Source organism: Streptomyces sp. NPDC088706, assembly GCF_044752765.1.
Lineage (GTDB): Bacteria > Actinomycetota > Actinomycetes > Streptomycetales > Streptomycetaceae > Streptomyces.
In genome coordinates, this window is the sequence record NZ_JBIVLW010000030.1 from 1 (window position 1) to 24335 (window position 24335).

The following is a 24335-nucleotide window of genomic DNA, read 5'->3' on the forward strand; positions in this document are numbered from 1 at the left end:
AGGGGGGACCCTGTGGGAGAGTAGGACGCCGCCGAACAATTTTTCCGGGAAAGCCCCGCACCGTATGGTGCGGGGCTTTTCTGCGTTCTGAACGTCTAGGGTCGGACCATGCGCTACGAACTGGTCATCTTCGACAACGATGGTGTGCTCGTCGACAGTGAGCCGATCGCCAACACCATCCTCGCCGGCTACCTCACCGAACTCGGTCACCCCACCTCGTACGAGGAGTCGCTCCGCGACTACATGGGGGCCGCCGTGCACCGGGTGCACGACCTCGTCGAGGAGCGGGGTGGCGAGAAGCTCCCCGCGGACTTCGAGGCCACGCTCTACGCCCGTACCTTTGCCGCCTTCCAGCAGGAGCTGGTGGCGGTGGACGGGGCCGAGGAACTTCTCGGCAAGCTCGTCGCCGACGGGGTCGACTACTGCGTCGCCTCGTCCGGGAGCCACGAGAAGATCCGGGTCGGGCACCGCAGGACCGGGCTCGACCAGTGGTTCGAGGAGGAGTGGATCTTCAGCTCGGAAGACGTCGGGCGGGGCAAGCCGGCGCCGGACCTGTTCCTGTACGCCGCCGAGCGGATGGGCGTCGCGCCGGAGCGGTGCGTCGTCATCGAGGACAGCCCGCTCGGTGTCGAGGCGGCCCGTGCCGCGGGCATGGACGTGTACGGGTTCACCTCGATGATGCCGGCGGACCGGCTGACCGGAGTGACCGGGTACTTCTCGGACATGGCCCAACTCCCGGAACTGCTCGCCTGATCCATCTACCCATGGGTAGATCCTGGGCCTACGCTCGCGGCCATGACAGACGCGGGCTTGCGGCACGGCAGGGTCTCGCTGGCGCTGAGCTTCGGTGTCCAGGGGGTGGCGTTCGCTCTCCTCGTGACGCGTATCCCCGCCCTCCAGGACCAGTACGGGATATCCGACGGACTGCTGCCCGTCTTCCTGGCCGCAGTCCCGATCCTGGCGGGCGCCGGCAGCGTACTCACCGAGAAGGCCGTCGCCCGGGTGCGGCCCGGTGTCGTCCTGCGGTGGGCGCAGCCGCTCGTCCTGCTCGCCCTGCTCGGGGCGGGCGCGGGCCGGGAGCTCTGGCACATCGCGGTGGCGCTCGGAGTGTTCGGGCTGGCGGTGGGGGCGCTGGACGCCTCGATGAACATGATGGGCGTCAGCCTTCAGCGGGCGTACGGGCGCTCCATCATGCTCGGGTTCCACGCCGCGTACAGCCTCGGTGGGATCGCCGGGGCGTCCCTGGCGTGGGTCGGGGCGCGGTGGGACCTGTCGCTGTTCGTGTCCTACCTCCCCGTCGTGGCGCTGCTGCTGCCCGCGGTGCTGGTCGGCAGCCGGTGGTACACGGAGGGGAGGGATCCGGAGAAGGGCGGCGGCCCCGGGGCCGCGGGGGGCGCCGTCTCGTTCAAGCTGCTGCTGCCGCTCTGCCTGGTGATGTGTTTCGCGTACATCGGTGACTCGACCGTCTCCAACTGGAGTGCCAAGTACCTCCAGGACGTGCTCGGTGGTTCGGAGCAGATGTCGACCCTTCCCTACAACGTCTACATGGTGACGACCCTGCTGGGGCGGGCCGTGGGGGACTTCGGGGTGCGGCGGTTCGGGGCGGTCGCCGTCGTGCGGGGCGGGAGCCTGCTGGCGGCCGGGGGGTTCGCGGTGGTGGCCGGGGCGCCCGGGGCCTGGGTGGGGATGCTCGGGTTCACGCTGCTGGGGCTCGGGCTCAGTGTGATCGTGCCGCAGACCTTCGCGGCGGCCGGGCGGTTGTTCCCGGGGAACAGTGACGCGGCCGTGGCCCGGCTGAACATCTTCAACTATGTCGGGTTCCTGGTGGGTTCGCCGCTGGTGGGGGTTCTGGGGGACGCGTGGAGTTATCGGGGCGCCATGCTCGTACCGATGGTCCTGGTGCTGGTGACGCTGGTGTATGCCCGCTCGTTCGCGCCGGAGCCCGCCCGATACGGTGGCGGGCATGAGCGGCCGCGCACAGCTGATGTGGGATGACGCAGTTACGGGATACGACTTCGGGGAGAGCCACCCCATGGACCCGGTCCGGCTGGCCCTGACGATGGGACTGGTGCGGGCGTTCGGGCTCGATGAGGTGGTGGACCTGCGGGGGGCGAAGCCCGTGGGGGACTCGACCCTGCGGCTCGTGCACCGGCAGGACTACGTGTCCGCCGTGCGGGCCGCCTCGGCGAATCCCCGGACGGCCGACCAGGACTACGGGCTCGGGACCGTGGATGATCCGGCGTTCGCCGGGATGCACGAGGCGTCCGCGCTGATCGCCGGGTTGTCGGTGGGGGCCGCCGAGGCCGTGTGGCGCGGGGAGACCGCGCACGCGGTGAACTTCACCGGGGGGCTGCATCACGCCATGCCGGGGGCGGCCGCCGGGTTCTGCATCTACAACGACCCGGCCCTCGCCATCGCCCGGCTGCTGGAGCTGGGCGCCGAGCGGGTCGCGTACGTCGATGTGGACGTCCACCACGGAGACGGGGTGCAGGCCGCGTTCTGGGAGGACCCGCGCGTACTGACGATCTCCCTGCACGAGCACCCGCGCACGCTCTTCCCGCAGACGGGGTGGCCGGAGGAGACCGGGGCCGGGGCGGGCGAGGGTTCCGCGGTGAACCTGGCGCTGCCCGCCGGGACCGGGGACGCGGGGTGGCTGCGGGCCTTCCACGCCGTCGTGCCCGAGCTGCTGGCCGACTTCCGGCCCCAGGTGCTCGTCACACAGCACGGGGCCGACACGCACTTCGAGGACCCGCTCGCCCACCTCGCCGTCTCCCTGGACGCGCAGCGGGCGGTCATGGAGTCCTGCCACGACCTGGCCCACCGGTACGCGGAGGGCGGGCGGTGGGTGGCGCTCGGCGGGGGCGGGTACGCGGTGGTGGATGTCGTACCGCGGTCGTGGACGCACCTCGTGGGGATCGCGGCGCACGCGCCGGTCGACCCGGAATCGGTGGTGCCGGCCTCCTGGCGGGACCTTGTCCACGCCCGTACGCGGCAGTTGGGCCCCGGCAGGATGACGGACGGGCGTACGCCCTCCTGGGCGTCCTGGGAGGACGGGTACGACCCGGCGGACCGGCTGGACCAGGCGGTCATCGCGACCCGTAAGGCGGCGTTCCCGTTGCGGGGGCTCCTGGCCTGAGGACGTAGCAGAGTCGCGGGGGCGCCGGGGCATTGTCCCGCGCGGTTACGCCGACGGTGGGGCGGAACCGGGAATCCGGCCACCGGGGCGGGCCGGTGCGGCAGCATCCATGAGGTGTTGAGCACCGGGGCGTTGCGCGCCCATCTGCTGGCGGCCCGGCTGGCCGGGCCCGTGGCCACGCCGCGGGAGAACAGTCTGCGCAGTTATCGGCTGTTCGCCGCGGGGGATCCGCGGGTGATGCTCGGTCTCGCGCCGGAGCGGACCTGGGACGAGCCGGAGCTGCTGCGGCTGATGGCGCGAAGGTGCGGGGTGTCGGCCGATCCCGCGCATGTGTCGGGGCCCGACGTGATCGACCCCGAGCGGACGGTGGCCGCGCTGGACGCGTTCGCCGAGCGGCTGGGGCAGGCGGCGGGGCGGCGGGCCCCGGTGCTGCTGGGGACCGGGCATCCGCACCGGCTGCTGGGGTTCTACGCCGGGCTGGCAGACGCCTTGTCGTCGGCGGGGTGTCCTGTTCTCACCCCCGCGCAGGGGCGATGTATCGACATGACGACCCGGTTCGGCGTACGCACGTACCATCTCGACCACGTACGGGGGGTGGCCCTGGTCCGTGAGCCCGGGGGGCGGCCCACGGGTGGTGAGACCGGCGCACACACGCATTCCCCGCTGCCGGTCAGGGTGGCGCTCCAGGACGCGGCGGAGCGGTACGGAGTGCTTCCGGAGCTGGTGATCGGGGATCACGGTTGGGTCTGCGGTGCAGGTCAGCTGGGTATCGAGGCGATCGGTCCGGCGGACACGGACGACCCCGCGCTCTTCGTCGGCGAGGCCGAGGGGCGGGTTTCCGTCGTCGTACCGCTGGATGACGGAGTCCGCTCGCACTACTACCGGCCACTGACGCGCTACGTGCTCCACCGGGCGGGTCTGTCCTCGTAGCCGTCCGGCCGCCCCTCCTCTTCCCCACTCGCACCACCCGCCCCTAATCTGTGGAGTGAGCGCACAGCGACGAAGAGTCACCGGAGGGGAAGCCGGTGCGCGTCCGGTGCGGAAGGTACAGGTGGGTCATGGCTGCTGACAACGAGAGGCCTCTCAACGAGGTCAAGTTTCTGACCGTGGCGGAAGTCGCCTCGGTCATGCGAGTGTCGAAGATGACCGTGTACCGCTTGGTGCACAGTGGTCATCTGCCGGCGATCCGGGTGGGCAGGTCCTTCCGGGTGCCGGAGCAAGCGGTTCACGCGTATCTCCGCGAGTCCTTCGTGGGGGTGGAGTCAGCCTGAGTTGCCCTCGGATTACGCCCCTCAGTCGCTGGCGGGTAGGCTAGGCCGACGTAGGTCGTGTGGGCCCAGACGCCCCGCACCAGTGAAGATGAAGTGAGCGAGGGTAGTCGTGGGCTCTGTTATCAAGAAGCGGCGCAAGCGGATGGCCAAGAAGAAGCACCGCAAGCTGCTCAAGCGCACGCGCGTTCAGCGTCGCAACAAGAAGTAAGCGAACGCAGTTCGTGAGATCCGCAGCCCTCCCGCCGTTCCGGCGGGAGGGCTGCGGTGCGTTTCGGGGCATGGGGTCCTCACAGGGCGGCGTCCACCCGCTACGGTGACGGCCAGGGAAGTTACCGCGGGAAGCAGGTACCGGTTCCCGGCCCGACGGAAGGCGCTGGTCTTGGGGAAGGTCGTCCTCGTCACAGGAGTGGCCCGGCAGCTGGGGGGCCGCTTCGTCCGGCGCGTCCAGCAGGAGCCCGGGGTGGACCGGGTGATCGCCGTGGACGCGGTCGCCCCCGCACATCCGCTGGGGGACGCGGAGTTCGTCCTGGCGGACATCCGGCAGTCCGCCCTGGCGCGGATCCTGGCCGAGTACGCCGTCGACACGGTCGTGCACCTGGACGTCTCCGGCAAGGCGCTCGGCACGGCCGGCCGGACGGTGATCAAGGAGACCAACGTCATCGGCACCATGCAGCTGCTCGGTGCCTGCCAGAAGTCGCCGACCGTGCAGCGGCTCGTGGTGAAGTCCAGCACGAGCGTGTACGGGTCGGCGCCCCGCGATCCGGCGGTCTTCACCGAGACCACCCCGCCCAAGTCGCTGCCGAGCGGCGGGTTCGCGAAGGACGCGGTGGAGGTCGAGGGGTACGTACGGGGCTTCGCCCGCCGCCGGCCGGATGTCGCGGTGTGCGTGCTGCGGTTCGCCAACATCCTGGGGCCGCGCCCGGACTCGCCGCTCGCGGACTATCTGTCGCTGCCCGTCCTGCCGACCGTCTTCGGCTACGACCCCCGGCTCCAGTTCGTGCACGAGGACGATGTCGTCGACGTGCTCCAGGTAGCCGCCCGCGAGCCCCGGCGCGGAACGCTGAACAGCGGGACCTTCAACATCGCCGGGGACGGCGTGCTGCTGCTGTCGCAGTGTTCGCGGCGGCTGGGGCGGCCGACCGTGCCGGTGCTGCTGCCCGCCGTCACCTGGGTCGGCTCGGCGCTCCGTACGATCGGGATGACCGACTTCTCGCCGGAACAGATCCGGCTGCTGACCCATGGCAGGGTGGTCTCGACCGTGCAGATGCGCGAGACCCTCGGTTTCCGACCGGAGTTCACCACGGCGGAGACCTTCGCGGAGTTCGCGCGGAGCCGGGGTCCGGGGCTGCTGCCGCCGGAGACGGTGGGCAGGGCGGTGGACCGGCTGGCGGAGCTGCCGCTGCCGGGAGGTGCCGGGCCGCGGGAGCGCGGGTCCGGTGCGGTACAGACGACTCACGGCGCCAGGTAGAGGAGCGCATCCACGATGGCGGACGCCAAGGTCATTCCGTTCGACGACGACCGTTCGCGGTCCGGTGGCAGCGCGCGTCCGGCCCGGCGCCGGACCGGGGGCGGCGGTGGTGCGCGGGGCGACGGCTCCACGGCCCCGGTGAGCGCCTTGCCGGGCAGCCGGCTTCCCGAGGCTCCCCCGGAAGGGGCGGCGGGGGCGCAGGAGCCTCAGCAGCCGCGGGAAGCCCCGGTGGGCGGGGCGCGTGGGGCGGCCGGAGGGCGTGATGGCTGGGACCGGCGGATCGCGGGCGGGCTCGCGTTCCTGCGGCGGCGGGTCACCGGCGACTACGAGGTCGACGAGTTCGGTTACGACAAGGAGCTCACCGACCAGGTCCTGATGTCGGCGCTGCGGCCGCTGGCGGAGAAGTACTTCCGGGTCGAGGTGAAGGGCATCGGGAACATCCCGTCGGAGGGCGGGGCGCTCATCGTGGCCAACCACTCCGGGACGCTGCCGCTGGACGGGCTGATGCTCCAGGTCGCGGTGCACGACAACCACCCGGCGGGGCGTCATCTGCGGCTGCTCGCCGCCGATCTGGTCTTCCACCTGCCGGTCGTCAACGAGCTGGCGCGCAAGGCCGGGCACACGCTGGCCTGTGCGGAGGACGCGCAGCGGCTGCTGGAGCTCGGTGAGATCGTCGGGGTGATGCCGGAGGGGTTCAAGGGCATCGGCAAGCCGTTCGGCGACCGCTACAAGCTCCAGCGCTTCGGGCGGGGCGGATTCGTCTCGACGGCGCTGCGGGCGGGGGCGCCGATCGTGCCGTGCTCGATCGTGGGGGCCGAGGAGATCTATCCGATGATCGGCAACGCCAAGACGCTGGCCCGGCTGCTGGGCTTCCCGTACTTCCCGATCACGCCGACGTTCCCGTGGCTCGGGCCGCTGGGCGCGGTGCCGCTGCCGACGAAGTGGACGATCCAGTTCGGTGAGCCGATCGAGACGGACGGCTATCCGCCGGAGGCGGCCGAGGACCCGATGCTGATGTTCAACCTGACGGACCAGGTGCGGGAGCAGATCCAGCACACGCTGTACAAGCTGCTCGTGCAGCGGCGGTCGGTCTTCTTCTGAGGCGCGCGGGGCGATGGTACGGAGAGGGGGCCGGTACGCGGATCGCGTACCGGCCCTTTCTCCCTGTCCCTACGGCTTGGGCCTGAGGTTCTCCTCGTCGATCCCCAGGCCGGGGAGGAGCCCGGGGAGCAGCGGGGGCAGGGTGACGTCCGGGGCGGGGCGGGACGATGTGCTGGGACGGCCCTCCGGGGACGGCGGAGCGAGGTCGTCGGTGGGGAGTTCGTCGAGCAGTCCGTCCGTACCGCCGTCGAGGAGGCCGTCCTCGGGGGTCGAGCCGGCGGAGCCGGAGGAGCCCGACGGCTTCGGCGCGGTGCTGGAGCCGGGGCGGCCCTCGGACTGGGACGGGGGTGCGGGGGCGGGGTCGTCGGTCCGGGGGGATCCGGTGTCCGGCGTGGTGGAGTCGGAGCGTCCGTTCTCCTTGCCGCTGCCCGGGGTGCGGGGCAGGAGGGACTGGAGCGGGGCGACGTCTTCGTCTATGGCTTCGAAGACGGAGCTGACCTGGTCCCGTACGTCGGTGAGCTGGACGGGGAGCCGGTCGCGGAGGCTGCTCCAGGCGGCGCGGTGCGAGCGGGAGAAGGAGTCCAGGGTCTGGATGGGGCCGAGGGAGCCGTCGCGCCGGTAGGCGGAGTGGAGCAGGCGGTGGCCCTCGGAGGCGTCGTGGGACATGCCGTTGAGCGCGCGTCTGACGGCGCCGAGGGACTCGTGGTCCAGCTCGCCGGCACGGCCGCGCTCCATGAGTCTGCGGGCCTCGCTGAGCCGGGTGGAGGCCTGGTCGAGGTAGACCTCGCCGCGGTCGGCGTCGCCCTTGGCCATGCCGAGGCTGATGTCCTCCATCCCGCGCTTCAGCCCGTACAGCGAGTCACCGGGCAGGGCGTCGGAGCTGGCAGCGGCCACTCCGCCGAACGCTCCGGCTGCCACACCGACGGTGAGCCCACCGGCGGTGAGCCCTTTCGCCCAGCGGGAGCGGGGACGCAGTTTGCGCAGTGGCGAGGCCCGGTGGGCCCCCTTGCCCCGTTGCTCGGGCACCGTAGGGCCCGTCGATGCGCCGCCCTCGGCGAACATGGCCTCCATGGCCGCGACGAGCTGGGCTCGCTGCACCACTTTGACCTCGGGGTCCAACTGCGGCTTCGGTAGCTCACCGAGGCCGTTCGCCAGGGCCAACAGCGGTCCGCGGTCGGCCTGGTCGGCCGGCTCCTCGGGCTGTACGGCCGCCGCACCCTGGGGGGTCTGCTCCTCCAGGGCCTGGGCGAAGGCGTTCGCCCGCCGGTGTGCCGAAACGTTTGCGATCACTGGCGGCACCTCCTCTCGTCATGACGGTCGACTCCCCTGGCGGTCCGGAAGGTTGCACACCTTGAGCGTTTCCACTCGATGGAGTGAGTGGAAACGGACATGGGGTGACGGCAGGGGGCCTGCAACCGGCACAACGAGTCGCGCGGCACTTGGGTTACGCACGAAGGATGATCGGACCAGTGCGTAGGGAATCGGTCACTTCCGGTGCCGTCAGCGGGCGTCGTCCGGTAGCAGCCGGGCGAGCGTCCGGACGGCGCGATACTGCAGGGTCTTGATCGCGCCCTCGTTCTTTCCCATCACCCGGGCCGTCTCGGCGACCGAGAGGCCTTGCAGGAAGCGGAGCGTGACGCACTCCTGCTGCTGTGGATTGAGTCGTCGCACGGCCTGGAGCAGTGCGGCGTTGGAGAGGGACTCCAGGACGGAGTCCTCGGGGGAGCGCGCCACCTCGTTGGCGTCGAGCATCTCGCCGGTGGTCACTTCCAGTCGGAACCGACTGGATTTGAAGTGGTCGGCGACCAGGTTGCGAGCGATGGTGACCAGCCAGGCGCCGAAGTCGCGGCCCTGCCAGGTGAACGTGGAGATACGGCGCAGCGCGCGGAGGAAGGTCTCACTGGTGAGGTCCTCCGCGGTGGCCTTGCCGCCCACGCGGTAGTAGATGTACCGGTACACGGTGTCGCTGTACTGGTCGTACAGGCGGCCGAAGGCGTCCGCCTCGCCGGCCTGCGCGCGCTCGACGAGATCCATCATGCGCGCGCTGTCGCTGTCGGCCGTGGGACGGCGGACGGCCGACGTGGTCGAGGCGGCGCGGGTGCTGCGTCTTCCGACCGCCGCGCTGCGTTCGGCCATGGCGTAGCAGGGGCCGGCAGGTGCAGGGGTGGCAAAGGCGGGGACGGCGTACGCGGTGGGGACGAAGCCGCGCAAGCGGTCGATGACCGATGCGCGCAGCGTAGCCAGGCCCGAGGCGTCAACCCCGACGTGTGGGTACACGGGACTCCCAGAGGCAGAGCTTCCATCACGAGCAGTTCGAAAAACGTCACCCGTCGTAGCGAGCGGCGGTCTCCGTGATGCGTCTGAGGAGAATAACGCTTCGTGCAGGCGGCACTACACCCAGTTGTCTAAATCACCGATTACGTCGTTTCTTGTATCGCTAAGTGACGCAACGAGCAGCGCAACGTGATCGGTTAGTGATCGGATCGCTTCGTGATCTGTCGATCTGGCGCTCCGTCGCCTCGCACCGATGTTCCGGGGGGCGACGGTTCGTGGTCAGTGGCGGCGGCGGTGCAGGGCGAGGGCCGCGGCGGTGCCGCCCGCCAGCGCGCCGACCCCGGCCGCGGCGGGAATGCCGACCTTGGCCGCCTTGCGGCCGGTGCGGTAGTCACGCAGCCGCCAGTCCAGGGCGCGGGCGTGCCTGCGGAGCTTGGTGTCCGGGTTGATCGCGTAGGGGTGGCCGACCAGCGAGAGCATCGGGATGTCGTTGTGGGAGTCGCTGTAGGCGGCGCAGCGCTCCAGGTCCAGCTCCTCGGCCGCCGCCAGGGCGCGTACCGCTTCGGCCTTGGCGGGGCCGTGCAGGGGCTCACCCACCAGACGGCCGGTGTAGACGCCGTCGACCGACTCGGCGACGGTGCCCAGCGCGCCGGTCAGGCCGAGGCGCCGGGCGATGATGGTGGCCGTCTCCACGGGGGCGGCGGTGACCAGCCAGACGCGCTGGCCGGCGTCCAGGTGGGCCTGGGCCAGGGCGCGGGTGCCGGGCCAGATGCGGTCGGCCATGTACTCGTCGTAGATCTCCTCGCCGATGGACATCAGCTCGGATACGCGGTGGCCCTTGACGATGGAGAGCGCGCTGTCGCGGGCGTCCTGCATGTGTTCCGGGTCCTCGACGCCGGCCAGCCGGAACCATGCCTGCTGCCAGGCGAACCGGGTGAGCTCGCGGCGCTCGAAGAACTTCCGCTTGTAGAGGCCCCGGCCGAAGTGGAAGATCGCCGCACCCTGCATGACGGTGTTGTCGAGGTCGAAGAAGGCGGCGGCGCGGTCGTCCCCGGCGACCGGGAACGGGGGCTCCTCGACGAGGGAGATGGCATCCGGCTCTTCCGGCGCCTTGGCCAGGACGGCGGCTTCGTCCTCGACCGAGGTCTTGCGTGCGGCCTCGGCCGCGGCCTCGCCTGCCAGGACGCTCCGTGCAGTCGCGGAACGCCTACGGGGTGTGAGCCATCCAAGTGCGGCCATGCGGTGAGCATAGCCAGTCCGTCCGCACCTGCCCGACCTGCCCGGATGCGGCAGCGTGAACTCTGCGGGGCCGGATCGTTAATCGGGAGATTCCGGGCGGTCCGGGGCGGCGGCGGGCGGGCGCAGAATGAAGGCATGAGTGCTCTGCTGCGTCGTACGAAGAAGAAGCCCGCCGACCGGGTGGTCACCCTCGTGGGCAAGCCCGGATGCCATCTGTGCGAGGACGCCCGGGCGGTGGTGAGCGCGGTCTGCGAGGAGACCGGTGCGTCGTGGGTGGAGAAGGACATCACCGAGGACGCGGAGCTGTACCAGGAGTACTGGGAGCAGATTCCGGTGGTGCTGATCGATGACGAACAGCACACGTTCTGGCGGGTGGACCCCGCGAGACTGCGCAAGGCGCTGGGTGCGTGAGTGAAACTCGGTTAACATCATGGGCGTTTTGAGTGGTCTCGGGGGCGTAGACGTGAGGAGTGTGTACCGCTTTGCCCCCTTCGAGGCTGCAACGGGCTGATGCGGTCCCTGGTTCCTGGATCGCACGGGCGATGTGCGTGACCCCGGTCACTTTGACCGGACAAAACGGACACCATCTTTGTGCACGCGTTCACAAAGACATAGCCTGCATTCGACGGGGCGGTCTTGGTACATACGGCCGCCTACAGCCCCGCTCATCCCGCAGGAGCACCGTGGCAACTGGCCGAACTCACCGACCGGCGACCCGTAGCCGAGGAATTCCCGAGGCCACCGTCGCCCGACTTCCGCTGTATCTGCGCGCACTCACCGCGCTCTCCGAGCGATCCGTTCCCACGGTCTCCTCCGAGGAGCTCGCCACCGCGGCCGGGGTCAACTCCGCGAAGCTGCGCAAGGACTTCAGCTACCTGGGGTCCTACGGCACCCGCGGTGTCGGGTACGACGTCGAGTACCTCGTCTACCAGATCTCGCGCGAGCTCGGGCTCACCCAGGACTGGCCGGTCGCCATCGTCGGCATCGGTAACCTCGGCGCGGCCCTCGCCAACTACGGCGGCTTCGCCTCCCGCGGCTTCCGGGTCGCCGCGCTGATCGACGCCGACCCCGCCATGGCCGGTACGCCGGTGGCCGGGATCGCCGTCCAGCACACGGACGACCTGGACCGGATCATCAGCGACAACGGTGTGTCCATCGGTGTGATCACCACCCCGCCCGGCGCCGCCCAGCAGGTCTGCGACCGGCTCGTGGCCGCCGGTGTGACCTCCATCCTGAACTTCGCGCCGACCGTGCTCTCGGTGCCCGAAGGCGTCGACGTACGCAAGGTCGACCTCTCCATCGAGCTGCAGATCCTGGCGTTCCACGAGCAGCGCAAGGCCGGGGAGGACGCGCCCCTGGAGGGCGAGGACCCCCAGGCCCCGCCGATGCGTGCCACGCCCGCCAGCCGGAAGGGACCCGACGGGGACATGCCCGCCGTGATGCCGGCATGAGCCTCCTCGTCGTCGGACTGAACCACCGCAGCGCCCCCGTCTCCGTACTGGAGCGGGCCGCCCTCGCTGCCGACACCCAGGCCAAGCTGCTCCAGGACACCCTCGCCGCGGAACCCGCGACCGAGGCCGCCGTGCTGGCCACCTGCAACCGCATCGAGCTGTACGCGGACGTCGACAAGTTCCACGCGGGCGTCGCCGAGCTCTCCACCCTGCTCGCCCAGCACAGCGGCGTCGGGCTGGACGAGCTCACTCCCTACCTCTACGTGCACTACGAGGACCGGGCCGTCCACCACCTCTTCTCGGTGGCCTGCGGGCTCGACTCGATGGTCGTCGGCGAGGGGCAGATCCTCGGCCAGATCAAGGACGCGCTCGCGCGCGGCCAGGAGCTGCACACCGCCGGACGGCTGCTGAACGACCTCTTCCAGCAGGCCCTGCGGGTCGGCAAGCGCGCCCACAGCGAGACCGGGATCGACCGGGCCGGGCAGTCGCTCGTCTCCTTCGGGCTCCAGCAGCTCGCCGCCGGAGCCGACCCGGGCCTCTGGGCCCGGGGCAAGCGCGCCCTGGTGATCGGCGCCGGCTCGATGTCCTCGCTTGCCGCCGCCACCCTGGCCCGGACCGGCGTCGCCGAGATCGTCGTCGCCAACCGGACCCGCTCCCGCGCGGAGCGGCTGGTGGAGATCCTCCAGCAGGGCGACGACACCACCGTGCGCGCCCACGCCGTCGAGATGTCCGCGGTCGGCGACGAACTGACACGTGCCGACGTCGTCGTCTCCTGCACCGGCGCCACCGGCCTCGTCCTGACCGCCGACGCCCTGGCGGGTGCCCTCGGCGTCACCCTGGACGCCCCGGCCGAGACGGGGACCCTCACGGTCACCCCCGACCCGGCCGACGTCGACCAGCACGCCGCCTGGGTGGAGAACGGTTCCACCGCCGCCGCCCCGACGACCCCGCCGCGCCGCGTCACCCTGCCCGCGCAGTCCACCGGGCCGGTCAGGCTCGCCCTGCTCGACCTCGCCATGCCGCGCGACATCGACGGCGCCGCCCACCGCATCGACGGGGTGCGCCTCGTCGACATCGAGTCGCTCGCCGACGCCTCCGCCGACGCCCCGATGGCCGCCGACGTGGACCAGGTGCGCACGATCGTCGCCGACGAGGTGGCCGCCTTCGGTGCCGCCCAGCGCGCCGCGCACGTCGCCCCGACCGTGGTCGCCCTGCGCACCATGGCCGCCGGCGTCGTCGCCGGCGAGATCGCCCGGCTGGACGGCCGCCTCCCCGACCTGGACGAGAAGCAGCGCGCCGAGATCACCCAGACCGTGCGCCGCGTCGTCGACAAACTCCTGCACGCGCCCACCGTGCGGGTCAAACAGCTGGCCAGCGAGCCCGGCGGCGCCGGGTACGCGGACGCGCTGCGCGAACTCTTCGACCTCGACCCGCAGACGGTGGCCGCCGTCTCCCGGGCCGACCTGAACGACCCGAATAGAGGGCGGTCATGACCGACAACTCAATCCCGGGCGCGCGGGGCACCGCGCCGCTCCGGCTGGGCACCCGGCGCTCCAAGCTCGCCATGGCCCAGTCCGGCCTCGTCGCCGAGGCGGTCCGCGAGGTGACCGGGCGCGCCGTCGAGCTCGTCGAGATCACCACGTACGGGGACACCTCCCGCGAGCACCTGGCGCAGATCGGCGGGACCGGCGTGTTCGTCGCGGCTCTGCGCGAGGCGCTGCTGCGGGGGGAGGTGGACTTCGCCGTCCACTCGCTCAAGGACCTCCCGACCGGCCGGCCCGACGAGCTGGTGCTCGCCGCGGTGCCGCAGCGCGAGGACCCGCGCGACGCGCTGGTGGCCCGCGACGGGCTGACCATCCGGCAGCTGCCCGACGGTGCCCGCATCGGCACCGGTTCGCCGCGCCGCATGGCGCAGCTCAACGCGTACGCCCGCTCTCACGGCCTGCGGATCGAGACCGTCCCCATTCGGGGCAACGTCGACACGCGGATCGGGTTCGTGCGGGACGGGGAGCTCGACGCGGTGGTCCTCGCCGCCGCCGGGCTCAGCCGTCTGGGCCGGACCGGTGAGGTGACCGACTTCCTGCCGGTCGACACCGTCCTGCCCGCTCCCGGCCAGGGAGCACTGGCGATCGAGTGCGCTGCGACCAGCGCCGACCTCGCCGCCGCGCTCGCCGAGCTCGACGACCCGTACACCCGGGCCGCCGTGACCGCCGAACGTGCCCTGCTCGCCGCCCTGGAGGCCGGCTGCTCCGCACCTGTGGGTGCGCTGGCCGACCTCCTGGTCGACGGACAGGTTGTCAACGAACTGCGCCTGCGCGGAGTCGTCGGTACCACCGACGGTTCCTCGCTGGTACAGCTGTCCACCACCGGTCCCGTCCCCACGTCGCACGACGACGCGGCGGCCCTCGGTCGCGAACTCGCGGCCGAGATGCTCGCCAAGGGTGCGGCCGGTCTTATGGGGGAGCGAGCACTTTGAGCCCCACCGGCCCCGCCGCATCCGACTTTCCTGCCCTGTCCCCACGAGGCCAGGTCACCTTCCTCGGCGCCGGTCCCGGCGACCCGGGACTGCTGACGCTGCGCGCCGTCGAGGCGCTTGCGAGCGCGGACGTCCTGGTCGCCGAACCGGACGTTCTCGACGTCGTTCGCGGCCATGCGCGCTCAGGCGTAAGCACGCCTGAGCTGACGGTTGTTGACGTCTCGTCAACAGCCGCCGGAGTACCCGTTCTCAGGGATGCGGCCAATCTTGTCATGGAGGCCGCGAAGGGCGGCAGGCGGGTGGTCCGTGCGGTCGCGGGCGACCCGGGCCTGGACGGGAACGCGGGTGCGGAGATGCTCGCCTGCGCCGCCGCCGGGGTGCCCTTCGAGGTCGTCCCGGGCGTGGCCAACGCCGTCGGCGTGCCCGCGTACGCCGGTGTGCCGCTGCGTGACACGCAGGGCGCCGATGTGCGCTTCGTCGACGCCCGTACCGCCTCCGACCGGTGCTGGAGCGAGGTCGGCGCGAGCGACGCGACCGCCGTCGTCTCCACCACGCTGGACTCGGTCGCGGCCGCCGCCGGCGAGCTGGTCTCCGCGGGCCGCAAGCCCGACACCCCGCTCACCGTGACGATCGGCGGCACCACCACCCGCCAGCGCACCTGGACGGCGACCCTCGGGACGATCGCCCAGGTCCTCAAGCAGGCCAAGGTGCTGCCCTCGCCCGAGGGCCACCGGCCGGTCATAGCCGTGGTCGGTGAGCGCAGCTCCGCCGCCCAGCGCGACCAGCTCGCGTGGTTCGAGTCCAAGCCGCTGTTCGGCTGGAAGGTGCTCGTGCCGCGTACGAAGGAGCAGGCGGCATCGCTCTCCGACCAGCTGCGTTCCTACGGCGCTGTGCCGCACGAGGTCCCGACGATCGCCGTCGAGCCGCCGCGTACGCCCCAGCAGATGGAGCGCGCGGTCAAGGGACTGGTCACCGGGCGCTACGAGTGGATCGCCTTCACCAGTGTCAACGCGGTCAAGGCGGTCCGGGAGAAGTTCGAGGAGTACGGGCTCGACGCCCGTGCCTTCGCCGGCATCAAGGTCGCCGCCGTCGGTGAGCAGACCGCCGCCGCCCTGGTCGACTTCGGTGTGAAGCCGGACCTGGTGCCCTCCGGTGAGCAGTCCGCCGCCGGGCTGCTGGAGGACTGGCCGCCCTACGACCCGGTCTTCGACCCGATCGACCGGGTGTTCCTGCCGCGCGCCGACATCGCCACCGAGACCCTGGTGGCCGGGCTGATCGAGCTCGGCTGGGAGGTCGACGACGTCACCGCGTACCGCACGGTCCGCGCCTCGCCGCCGCCGGCCGACACCCGCGAGGCGATCAAGGGCGGCGGCTTCGACGCGGTCCTGTTCACCTCGTCCTCGACCGTGCGCAACCTGGTCGGCATCGCGGGCAAGCCGCACAACGTGACCGTCATCGCGTGCATCGGTCCGGCCACGGCGAAGACCGCCGAGGAGCACGGGCTGCGCGTGGACGTGCTGTCCCCGGAGCCGTCCGTGCACAAGCTCGCCGAGGCGCTCGCCGCCTTCGGCACGCAGCGCAGGGACGCGGCGAAGGAGGCCGGCGACCCGGTGACCCGGCCCAGCGAGCGGCGCCCGGGCGCGCGCAGGCGCCGGACGACGACGTAGCAGAGTTACGGGGGTGGGCCCGGTCGCTTCGGCGGGCCGGGCCCGCCGTCTTTTCCGGCACGGGTGTCGGTAAGCGGGTGATGTGGGCGGGTCTATCGTCGAAGGATGACTGCGTACGGAAACTTCCCCGGCTCCCGCCCCCGGCGGCTGCGGACGACCCCGGCGATGCGGCGGATGGTCGCCGAGACACGGCTCGACCCGGCGAACCTGATCCTCCCCGCGTTCGTACGGGAGGGCATCGACGCCCCGGTCGCCATCTCGGCCATGCCCGGTGTGCACCAGCACACCCTGGACACCCTGCGGAAGGCGGCCGTCGAGGCGGCGGTGGCCGGGGTCTCGGGGATCATGCTCTTCGGGGTGCCGGAGGACGCGAAGAAGGACGCCCGGGGCACGGCGGGCACCGACCCGGACGGCATCCTCCAGCTCGGCCTGCGGGCGGTGCGCGAGGAGGTCGGGGACGACCTCGTCGTGATGTCGGACCTGTGCCTGGACGAGTACACCGACCACGGCCACTGCGGGGTCCTGGACGCCGCCGGGCGGGTGGACAACGACGCGACGCTGGAGCGGTACGCGGAGATGGCCCAGGTCCAGGCGGACGCCGGGGCCCATGTGGTGGGCCCCAGCGGGATGATGGACGGCCAGGTCGGCGTGATCAGGGACGCCCTGGACCAGACCGGGTACGAGGACGTGTCGATCCTCGCCTACACCGCCAAGTACTCCTCCGCCTTCTACGGCCCCTTCCGCGAGGCCGTCAGCTCCTCGCTCACCGGTGACCGCAAGACCTACCAGCAGGACCCGGCCAACGCCCGGGAGTCGCTGCGGGAGCTGGCGCTCGACCTGGAGGAGGGCGCCGACATGGTCATGGTGAAGCCCGCCGGTCCGTACCTCGACATCCTCGCCAAGGTCGCGGAGTCCGTGGACGTGCCGGTCGCGGCGTACCAGATCAGCGGTGAGTACGCGATGATCGAGGCGGCCGCCGAGAGGGGCTGGATCGACCGGGACAAGGCGATCCTGGAGAGCCTGACCGGTATCCGGCGGGCCGGGGCGCAGATGATCCTCACCTACTGGGCGACCGAGGTCGCCCAGTGGCTCGGAGGGCGGGGCGCGAGCCGGGGCTGAGGCCCCGGGTCCGCCGAGGAGGCTGATCAAGGACCGCCGGCCCCGGTCTCCTGGAGCCGGTGGGCCTCCTTGAGGGAGAACCGGGCGCTGTCCCGTACGAGCGGGTCCTGGTCCGCCCGGGCGGTGGAGTCCAGGGCCATGGCGACGAGCGGGTCGGAGGTGTAGGGCGCCAGGGACATCGCCGCGTACTGGCGGACCAGGTCCTCCTGCGGGTCCCGCAGGGCGGTGAGCAGGGCGCGGCCCGCGCGGCGGCGGAGGTCGGGGTCCACCGGGGGCCACACCCGCAGGACGGTGGCGCTCTCGACCCGGGCCAGGCCGTACTCCTCGGCGTCGGCGACCACCGAGACGAGGAACGGCAACGCCTGCGCGTTGGCGTCCAGTTCGGTGATGATCTCGCGCTTGCGGTCGCTGCCGGGGGGCAGCGCGCGGTACTCGGCTATCAGGCGTTCGGCGGCTTCTGCCGCTGTCGCGGCGTCCGCCGTGGTCGGGGGGTTCGTGTCGTTCATGGGGGTGGACACTTTCTGTCAGGGCCGGTCGACCAGTGCCATGAATGCTACGAAAGTGACCACGACGGTGGCGGTGCGGCGAGCGCCGGGCCCGCCCGCCGGTGATCAGTCCCACCAGAACGACCACACCTCCTGGTCGAGCACATGCTTCTCCGCATACGTGTCCAGGTCGTACGGCGGGGACTGGTCGACGTTGTCCGGGCAGAACGCGTAGTGCTCGGCGGCCAGTGCGCGGGCGTCCTCCAGGGTGGTCGGCGGGCGGCCCACGGAGACGATCATCGTGTCGAAGCCGAGCACCACGACCCGCAGGTCGTAGCGGTCCTCCCAGGAGCGCAGGACCGCGCAGAGCCGGGCCACGTCGTTCTCGTGGTTCACCGGGCCCGACCAGCCGATCGCGGCCGGTATGTCGGCGCTGCGGCGGGCCGGGACGAGGGCGAGCCGGGCCCCGGCCAGCCAGCTGTCCGGGTCGGCGGTGATGATGTCGGCGAGCTCGGCGGCGGCCGTGTCCGGGTCGTCCGGGGCCTCCTGCCCGGGGACCGGGGCGAGGCCGGGCCAGGGGTCGCGGGCGCGCTGGGTGGCTGAGGCGTCCTCACGCGCGGGCCCGTCTTCGCCTCCCTCGTCGTCCCCGTACGCCGTCCAGTACCCCGCGAGCACCTCTTCCGCGTCGTGGTCCCCCGCGTACGACGTGGCGTCCGGGCAGAGGTCCCACTCCTCGGGCCACCGGTCGCGCGAGCCACCGCTGACCAGCACCGGCAGCAGCCCCAGCCGCCGCCCGGCCGTGCGCAGCGCCGCCCAGTCACGGGGAGCGGCCGGCCCGTCCGCGTACCAGAGCAGCGGTTCGTGCCAGGGACCGTCCGGCGTGGCGTCCACCAGGGAGCCGGGCGGGAGGTCCAGGCCGGAGGAGGCCAGGGAGGGCAGGGGGTTCGGGAGCGTCGCCATGTGGTGACTCTAGGGGGCGCCACTGACAACGCCCGGTGCGTCGGCGGGCGGTGGGGCGGGGGCGCGGGTATCGTCGCCCGCTCGTTGCGCGCTGCCCGGTCCCGTGCCGGGCCGATCCGGCAGGAGCCCCCGTGAACAGGATCGTCTCGTCCATCTCGGTCTCCCTCGACGGCTACTTCGAGGGGCCGGACCGGGGGATCGACTGGCATCTCGTCGACGAGGAGGTGCACCAGCACTTCAACGACACCCTCCGGACGGCGGGCGCCTTCCTCGAAGGGCGTGTCACCTACCAGCTGATGGAGGAGTTCTGGCCGACCGCCGACCAGGACCCCGCCAACGCCGGGCCGATGGCCGAGTTCGCGGGCATCTGGCGGGACATGCCGAAGTACGTCTACTCCCGGACGTTGACGAGCGTGGGGCCGGGGGCGACCCTGGTGCGCGAGGTGGACCGGGACGCGGTGTGCGCGGTGCGCGACGCGGCCGCCGGGGATCTGATCGTCGGCGGGGCGGACCTGGTCGAGACGTTCCGGCGGCTCGACCTCGTGGACGAGTACCGGATCTACGTCCACCCCGTCCTCCTCGGCCGGGGCCGCCCCTACTTCGGGGAGCTGACGGGCCGCCAGGGGCTGCGGCTCCTGGAGACCCGGGCCTTCGGCAACGGCGTGGTGCTCCTGCGGTACGAGACGGATCCGGCACCGGCCGACGCGTGATGCGGCGGAGGCCGGTGCGTGAACCGTACGTACGGCACCCGCACCGGCCTCCGTAGGGCGATCCGGCCTCAGAAGGTCAGCGCGGTCGCCCGGTCCGACTGCCAGTAGGTGACGAAGCCGTTGTCGTCCCAGTAGGTCCCGGCCGGGAGCTTCAGCTTCACGGGCGTGTCGTACGTCGAGCCGTTCTTCTTGGCGAAGTGCACCGACAGGTTCTTGCCCTTGTGGAGCTTGCCCTGGCCGGGTTCGCCGGTGAGGCCGATGCCCGCGTACGCCTCCTCGCCGGGGGCGAGCGTGACCACCGCCTGCGGCTTGCTGCTCTCCAGGATCGGGAACACCGACTGGGCGCCGTCGAAGCCGAGGTGCGGCGCGTGGTAGGCGTCGCACAGGCCGGAGCCGGTGTTCTTCAGCGTGAGCAGCAGGTGGTTGACCGGGCGGCTCACCTTGGTGACCGTCACCGTGGTGTTCGCGGTCGTGCAGGCGGTGCGGGCCGTGGAGGAGGCCGGGGTGGCCTGGTCGGTACCGCTGTGGGTGGTGCTGTTCCCGTTGTTCTGCGGAGCGGGCGATTCCGAGGTCTGCGGAACGGTGGTGCCGGTGGACGTCGCTGCCGGGTTCGACGAGGCCACCGGAGCCGGGCCGGCGCTCTTGGTGCCTTCGTTCTCGCCGCAGGCGGTCAGTGAGAGGGCGGCCACGAGTGCGGTGGCGGCGAGCGCGGTGGTGCGGATGCGGTTGGTGCGCATGGCGGTGGTACTCCCCGTGTTCGGTACGTCAGTTGTGCCGCGGTCTGGTCCGAGCCTGTGGGGTGGCTGGTTCCGGCCGCAACGCCCGGCGAACCATTGGGGATGCTGGAACGTCTACGCGTACGGTGACCTGCGGGAATTCCGCGTCCCTGGAACGCTGTTCCGGGACGGACCAGGGAGGGGAACGCCGTCGTGGCGACGCCGGAGGCCGAGGATTTCGCGGCCCTGCTGAAGGAACTGAAGGGCCGTTCGGGGCGCAGTTACGGGGTTCTCGCCGGGAGACTGCACGTCAGTACGTCGACGCTGCACCGGTACTGCAACGGTGACGCCGTGCCCAACGAGTACGCGCCCGTCGAGCGGTTCGCGCGGTTGTGCGGGGCGACGGGCGACGAGCTGGTGGAGGTGCACCGGCGGTGGATCGTGGCGGAGGCGGCCCGGCGGCGGCCGGCGGGGACGGGGGCGGCGGGGGCGGAGACGCGGGTTCCCGCACCGGCACCGGCTCCTGCACCGGCTCCGGCTCCCGAGAAGCCCGCGACGGCGATCGCGCCCACGCCTGCGCCCGTTCCCGTACCGGAGCCCCCGGGCCTCGCCCCCGGGCAGCCCCGGGCAGACGCGGGCGGGGACCGCTCCCGGTGGGCCCGGTTCTCCCGGCGTACGCGGGTGCTCATCGCCGCCGCCGGGGTCGCCGCCCTCCTCGTGCCCACCTCCGTCGTCACCGCCGACCTCGTCGGGTCGCGGGCCAAGGGGGGTGCGGGCGCTCCGGACCGGGCCGACCGGGCGGACGACGACACCTTCGTACCTCCGCACGCCACCGCCCCCCGGCCCTCCACCCCTCCGGCCTCCCCCTCCCCCTCCCCGAGCGCCTCACCCTCCCCGTCCTCCGGGGCGCCGTCGGCCGCACCCTCGGCAGGGCCCGGCGCCCCCGCCGGCCCCGGTACGAAACGGCCGCGGGGCGGTGGCGGTACCGGCCTCGGTGCGCCGCCGGCCGTCACCATCTCCTCGTACAACTGGGACGATCCCTGCGGGCAGTTCTACCTGCTGGACCGGGCCCCGAAGGCGGTGTCGCCGCCGCCCCCGCCGCAGGACCGGCGCAGCTGGGCCCAGTCGTACGGCGGGGTGGACGCCGGGAACATGCTGCTCCAGCTCACCGTGCAGGGCACGTCCCGCGAGGCGGTCGTCCTGAAGGGCCTGTACGTGCGGGTGCTCTCCCGTAAGGCGCCGCTGCCCTGGTCGGCGTATCTGATGGGCAACGGCTGCGGCAGCGGCATCGCGCCGCAGACCTTCGCCTCCGACCTGGACTCCCGGCAGCCCGTCATCACCCCGGTCCCGGGATCGCAGGGGGACCGGGCGATTCCGGCCGTGCCGTTCCCGTACAAGGTGTCGTCCGAGGACGTGGAGGTCTTCAACCTCGACATGAAGGCCCAGGGGTACGACGTCACCTGGTACCTGGAGCTGAAGTGGAGCAGCGGCGGGCGGGAGGGGATGCTGCGGATCGACGACCACGGGAAGCCGTTCCGTACGAGCGGCATGCGGGGGCGGCCGATGTACACGTACGGCGACGACGAGGTGAAGTGGGAGCCGTACCTGGCGGGTTGAGCGAGGGTCCGGCCGCTGTCCGTGGCAGCGGCCGGACCCCGTTCACGGGCCCCGGGAGGGCCCCTGCGTGGTCAGGAGGGCGGTGGCGAAGCCGAGGCCTCCGCCGCCCCGGACGCGCCGGATCAGGACCTCGAAGAGGCGGGCTCCGTCCGGGAGCCGTGCGGATCGGCCGGTACGGAGGTGGTGGCGAGGCTCACGAGAAACTCCAGGGGGGTGTGGGCCGGGCGCAGCCGTCGTGGGTGAAGTACGGGGAGAGCGCGGGGTCCTGGGGGAGCGAGGCGAGGTCGGTGACCACCTCGCGGGCGGGGACCCCGGCCGCGTGGAGGCGCCGCAGCCAGGTCGCGGAGGGGGCGGTCGTGAAGGCGTCGGGGGAGGGGCCGGACGGTCCGTCGCCGGTCGCGGCGAAGGGCCTCTCCGCCGACGCGGGCGCGCCGACCGCGATCAGGCCGTCCGCGGTCGGGGCGACGAGGCCGGCCGCCGTCGGCGGGGTCCCCGGGACTTCGGCCAGGCCGCGCAGCAGGGGCCGGAGCAGGACCCGGGAGGCCCCGAGCAGCGACGAGTCGACGCGCAGACGCCCCGTCGCCACCCCGGACTCGCGGGCCGGCAGGGCCGCCAGGACGGATTCGGCCGCCACCTGGCCGCCCAGCACGTCCAGCAGGGTCACCGGCGAAGGAGCCGGGTTCCCGTCGGGCGTCGTGACGGTGTCGGCGACGCCCGACCACGCCTGGACCATCGGATCGGTCCCCGGCGGGCGCGGGCCGTCGGGTGCGCGGTCCAAGGCGGAGGCCCAGGCGTAGATCAGCCCGGGGCGGGCGCGGGCCAGGTCCTCCTCGTCGAGCCGGAGCCGGGCAGCCTCCCCCGGGGCCCAGGTGTGCAGGAAGACGTCCGCCTCGGCCACGGTCTCCGCGACCGCGCGGCGCCCGGCCGCCGTACGGAGGTCGATCTCGCGGACCTCCTTGCCCGCGTTGAGCACCGAGAACCGGGCCGAGACACCGCCGGCCAGGGGCACCGCCCCGCGCGAGGGGTCGCCGCCCGGCTGTTCGATCCGGATGACGTGGGCGCCGAGCGCCCGGAGCACGGAGGTGGCCAGCGGGCCCTGGACGTGCCGGGTGGACTCGACCACGGTGAGGCCGGTGAGGGGGAGCGGGAGGGAGCCGGGGCGGCGGCGGGCGGCCGGGTACGGGGGTGTCGGCAGGCCGTGGTCCCGGGGGAGTTCGCGCAGCTCCCAGGGGTCGTCGTCGTACCGTACGTCGCTGTCGGCGCGCCGGTCCGGCAGGGTGCGCGGGGCGCAGACGCCCATCCCGGTCCGCTCGGCGATCCGGCGGAGGTCGGCGAACCGATGGCGGGCCGCGCACCGGGCGAGCGTCGTGATCAGCGGGGACGCGGCCCGGGCGGACCGTCCGGCGAACGCCCGCCAGCTGTTCGCGGTGTCCTTGGCGGGGGCGCCGGCCGCCTTCCAGAAGTCGCGCCAGGGCTGGACCTCCAGCGCCTCCACCTCGAACCGCACTCCGTCCGCCGAGACGAACGGCGGTCGGGCGGTGCGGCGGTAGGGCGGGGTCGGGACCTCCGCCGGCTCGTCCTCGGCCGTCGCGGCGGCCAGGTAGGGCCCGAGGGAGAAGAGCGCCGCCTGGGCCACGCCGACCCGGGCCGCGCGGACCGGCGTGCCGCGCAGGCCGGACAGGGCGGCGGCCAGCAGGGCCTGGGTGGCGACGACCCCGGCGAGGGTGCCCAGGTAGTCGGTGCCGAGCGGGCGCGGGCCGCCGTTGGCCCGGCCGTGGAGGGCCATGAGCCCGGTTGCGGCCTGGGCGGTGGTCTCGTCGAACGGCGTCGGGTCCCCGGCGGGCCAGCCCCGCAGGATCAGGTCCGTCCCCAGGGCTGGGCGCGGGCCGCTCAGGCCGATGACGGTCTCCGCACCGGTCGTGGCGGACCGGTCCCGGGCCGGCCCCGCCCCCGCGCGCCCGTGCCAGGGGCCGGAATCGGGTCCGAACCGGGCGCCGAGCCGCGTGAGGTGGTCGCGGACGACCTCGGTGGCCGTGGCGAGGCCGGCGGGCGGGGCGGGCGGCAGGTGGACCAGGTGGCCGTCGAGCGGGAGGACCTCGCTGGTGGTGGGCGGGGAGAGCGGTGGCGCGGAAGTCAACGGGTCCTCCGGGGGGCCGGTGCTGGGTGTCCGGGGGCGGGCGGCGCGTTTCGGACGACCGGAGACGAGCCGTTGGTTAGGTAAGGCTAACCATAGTAAGATCGGGGCTCGGAGTGACGGACTTCGGCCGGATCGGCCCACCGGGCGGCGGAGTCGGGGGCACGCGGGCGCCGGGGCCGGACGGGGGGTGAGCCCTGCCCGTACGCAGGAGTACAGTCTGCGAGTCCCCGGCAGCCCGCCCGGTGCGGCGCAGCTCCGGGCCGGTGGGCCGCCACCCCCGTACCCCCAGGTGACCGATGTCCGGCATAGCCGAAGCCTTCGAACGAGCCGAAGAGGAACCGAGCGACCTCACGCCAGGCCGTACCGCGCGCCGTACGCGGACGGATCTCGACCCACGCGTGTGCGAGGACCGCTCCCAGCGGCTCAGACGCAGGCTGGAGCGGCTGATCGGGATCGCGGCGACCGAGGGCAACTCGCTGCTCCCGCTGCGCAACGGGGATGAGATCTT

23 protein-coding genes and 1 pseudogene are annotated in these 24335 nt (G+C 72.5%); 17 read left to right on the forward strand and 7 right to left on the reverse strand.

Going from position 1 to position 24335, the window contains the following annotated elements:
* Positions 1–108 precede the first annotated feature (108 nt).
* From ACIQAK_RS32405 to ACIQAK_RS32440, 8 genes are all read left to right on the forward strand, one after another.
* The gene (locus tag ACIQAK_RS32405; protein ID WP_366392751.1) at positions 109–753 is read left to right on the forward strand and encodes an HAD family hydrolase; all 645 of its coding nucleotides are present in this window, start codon (positions 109–111) and stop codon (positions 751–753) included.
* Positions 754–795: 42 nt separating this feature from the next.
* On the forward strand, positions 796–1995 hold the full coding sequence (locus ACIQAK_RS32410; protein WP_366392752.1) for an MFS transporter: 1200 nt from the start codon (positions 796–798) through the stop codon (positions 1993–1995).
* Positions 1964–3136, forward strand: coding sequence for an acetoin utilization protein AcuC (locus tag ACIQAK_RS32415; RefSeq protein WP_366392753.1), 1173 nt, complete (start codon positions 1964–1966; stop codon positions 3134–3136). The genes ACIQAK_RS32410 and ACIQAK_RS32415 overlap by 32 nt, the downstream gene beginning before the upstream one ends.
* A gap of 114 nt (positions 3137–3250) precedes the next feature.
* Positions 3251–4066, forward strand: a complete 816-nt coding sequence (locus ACIQAK_RS32420; RefSeq protein WP_366392754.1) for a phosphatase — start codon at positions 3251–3253, stop codon at positions 4064–4066.
* A gap of 128 nt (positions 4067–4194) precedes the next feature.
* The gene (locus ACIQAK_RS32425; RefSeq protein WP_029182680.1) at positions 4195–4407 is read left to right on the forward strand and encodes a helix-turn-helix domain-containing protein; all 213 of its coding nucleotides are present in this window, start codon (positions 4195–4197) and stop codon (positions 4405–4407) included.
* A gap of 109 nt (positions 4408–4516) precedes the next feature.
* Entirely contained in the window at positions 4517–4615 is a 99-nt protein-coding gene (locus ACIQAK_RS32430) for a 30S ribosomal protein bS22 (protein WP_003948845.1), read from the forward strand.
* Between the two features lie 171 nt (positions 4616–4786).
* On the forward strand, positions 4787–5875 hold the full coding sequence (locus tag ACIQAK_RS32435) for an NAD-dependent epimerase/dehydratase family protein (protein WP_366392755.1): 1089 nt from the start codon (positions 4787–4789) through the stop codon (positions 5873–5875).
* 15 nt (positions 5876–5890) lie between these two features.
* Positions 5891–6976 (forward strand): lysophospholipid acyltransferase family protein, encoded by a 1086-nt coding sequence (locus tag ACIQAK_RS32440; protein ID WP_366392756.1) that lies wholly within the window; start codon positions 5891–5893, stop codon positions 6974–6976.
* A 69-nt stretch (positions 6977–7045) separates the two neighbouring features.
* On the opposite strand, the gene ACIQAK_RS32445 is transcribed toward ACIQAK_RS32440, so the two are convergent.
* The 3 genes from ACIQAK_RS32445 to ACIQAK_RS32455 form a co-directional block, all read right to left on the reverse strand.
* The gene (locus tag ACIQAK_RS32445; RefSeq protein ID WP_366392757.1) at positions 7046–8266 is read right to left on the reverse strand and encodes a DUF5667 domain-containing protein; all 1221 of its coding nucleotides are present in this window, start codon (positions 8264–8266) and stop codon (positions 7046–7048) included.
* Positions 8267–8476: 210 nt separating this feature from the next.
* Positions 8477–9253, reverse strand: coding sequence for an ECF subfamily RNA polymerase sigma factor, BldN family (locus ACIQAK_RS32450; RefSeq protein WP_366392758.1), 777 nt, complete (start codon positions 9251–9253; stop codon positions 8477–8479).
* A gap of 276 nt (positions 9254–9529) precedes the next feature.
* Positions 9530–10489, reverse strand: a complete 960-nt coding sequence (locus ACIQAK_RS32455) for an HAD-IB family hydrolase (RefSeq protein WP_366392759.1) — start codon at positions 10487–10489, stop codon at positions 9530–9532.
* 135 nt (positions 10490–10624) lie between these two features.
* Between ACIQAK_RS32455 and ACIQAK_RS32460 the strand changes: the two genes are divergently transcribed.
* The 6 genes from ACIQAK_RS32460 to hemB all read left to right on the forward strand — a co-directional run bounded on the left by ACIQAK_RS32460 (position 10625) and on the right by hemB (position 17202).
* Positions 10625–10900, forward strand: coding sequence for a glutaredoxin family protein (locus ACIQAK_RS32460; RefSeq protein WP_366392760.1), 276 nt, complete (start codon positions 10625–10627; stop codon positions 10898–10900).
* A 272-nt stretch (positions 10901–11172) separates the two neighbouring features.
* Positions 11173–11940: a redox-sensing transcriptional repressor Rex gene (locus tag ACIQAK_RS32465; protein ID WP_366392761.1), complete on the forward strand. Its 768-nt coding sequence runs from the start codon at positions 11173–11175 to the stop codon at positions 11938–11940.
* The gene (locus tag ACIQAK_RS32470; protein ID WP_366392762.1) at positions 11937–13433 is read left to right on the forward strand and encodes a glutamyl-tRNA reductase; all 1497 of its coding nucleotides are present in this window, start codon (positions 11937–11939) and stop codon (positions 13431–13433) included. Before ACIQAK_RS32465 ends, ACIQAK_RS32470 begins: the two co-directional genes overlap by 4 nt.
* Entirely contained in the window at positions 13430–14416 is a 987-nt protein-coding gene (gene hemC / locus ACIQAK_RS32475) for a hydroxymethylbilane synthase (protein WP_366392763.1), read from the forward strand. Before ACIQAK_RS32470 ends, hemC begins: the two co-directional genes overlap by 4 nt.
* Positions 14413–16083, forward strand: a complete 1671-nt coding sequence (locus tag ACIQAK_RS32480) for a bifunctional uroporphyrinogen-III C-methyltransferase/uroporphyrinogen-III synthase (RefSeq protein WP_366392764.1) — start codon at positions 14413–14415, stop codon at positions 16081–16083. Before hemC ends, ACIQAK_RS32480 begins: the two co-directional genes overlap by 4 nt.
* Positions 16084–16188: 105 nt before the next feature.
* A complete protein-coding gene (gene hemB, locus ACIQAK_RS32485) occupies positions 16189–17202 on the forward strand; it encodes a porphobilinogen synthase (RefSeq protein ID WP_366392765.1) in 1014 nt (337 codons plus the stop codon).
* 26 nt (positions 17203–17228) lie between these two features.
* Here the strand turns inward: hemB and ACIQAK_RS32490 are convergent, their stop codons facing one another.
* A complete protein-coding gene (locus ACIQAK_RS32490; RefSeq protein WP_366392766.1) occupies positions 17229–17708 on the reverse strand; it encodes a hypothetical protein in 480 nt (159 codons plus the stop codon).
* Positions 17709–17813: 105 nt separating this feature from the next.
* The gene (locus tag ACIQAK_RS32495) at positions 17814–18647 is read right to left on the reverse strand and encodes a DUF4253 domain-containing protein (RefSeq protein WP_366392767.1); all 834 of its coding nucleotides are present in this window, start codon (positions 18645–18647) and stop codon (positions 17814–17816) included.
* Between the two features lie 131 nt (positions 18648–18778).
* Here ACIQAK_RS32495 and ACIQAK_RS32500 point away from each other — a divergent pair, with 131 nt between their 5' ends.
* Positions 18779–19357, forward strand: a complete 579-nt coding sequence (locus ACIQAK_RS32500; protein ID WP_366392768.1) for a dihydrofolate reductase family protein — start codon at positions 18779–18781, stop codon at positions 19355–19357.
* Positions 19358–19425: 68 nt separating this feature from the next.
* On the opposite strand, the gene ACIQAK_RS32505 is transcribed toward ACIQAK_RS32500, so the two are convergent.
* Complete coding sequence (locus ACIQAK_RS32505) at positions 19426–20094, reverse strand: DUF4232 domain-containing protein (protein WP_366392769.1); 669 nt, start codon at positions 20092–20094, stop codon at positions 19426–19428.
* A gap of 192 nt (positions 20095–20286) precedes the next feature.
* On the opposite strand from ACIQAK_RS32505, the gene ACIQAK_RS32510 reads away from it, so the two are divergent.
* Entirely contained in the window at positions 20287–21690 is a 1404-nt protein-coding gene (locus ACIQAK_RS32510; protein WP_366392770.1) for a helix-turn-helix transcriptional regulator, read from the forward strand.
* Positions 21691–21883: 193 nt separating this feature from the next.
* Here the strand turns inward: ACIQAK_RS32510 and ACIQAK_RS32515 are convergent, their stop codons facing one another.
* The gene (locus ACIQAK_RS32515) at positions 21884–23827 is read right to left on the reverse strand and encodes a CoA transferase (protein WP_366392771.1); all 1944 of its coding nucleotides are present in this window, start codon (positions 23825–23827) and stop codon (positions 21884–21886) included.
* A 296-nt stretch (positions 23828–24123) separates the two neighbouring features.
* Between ACIQAK_RS32515 and ACIQAK_RS32520 the strand changes: the two are divergent.
* A pseudogene (locus tag ACIQAK_RS32520) lies at positions 24124–24335 on the forward strand (cardiolipin synthase B); the annotation flags it as partial.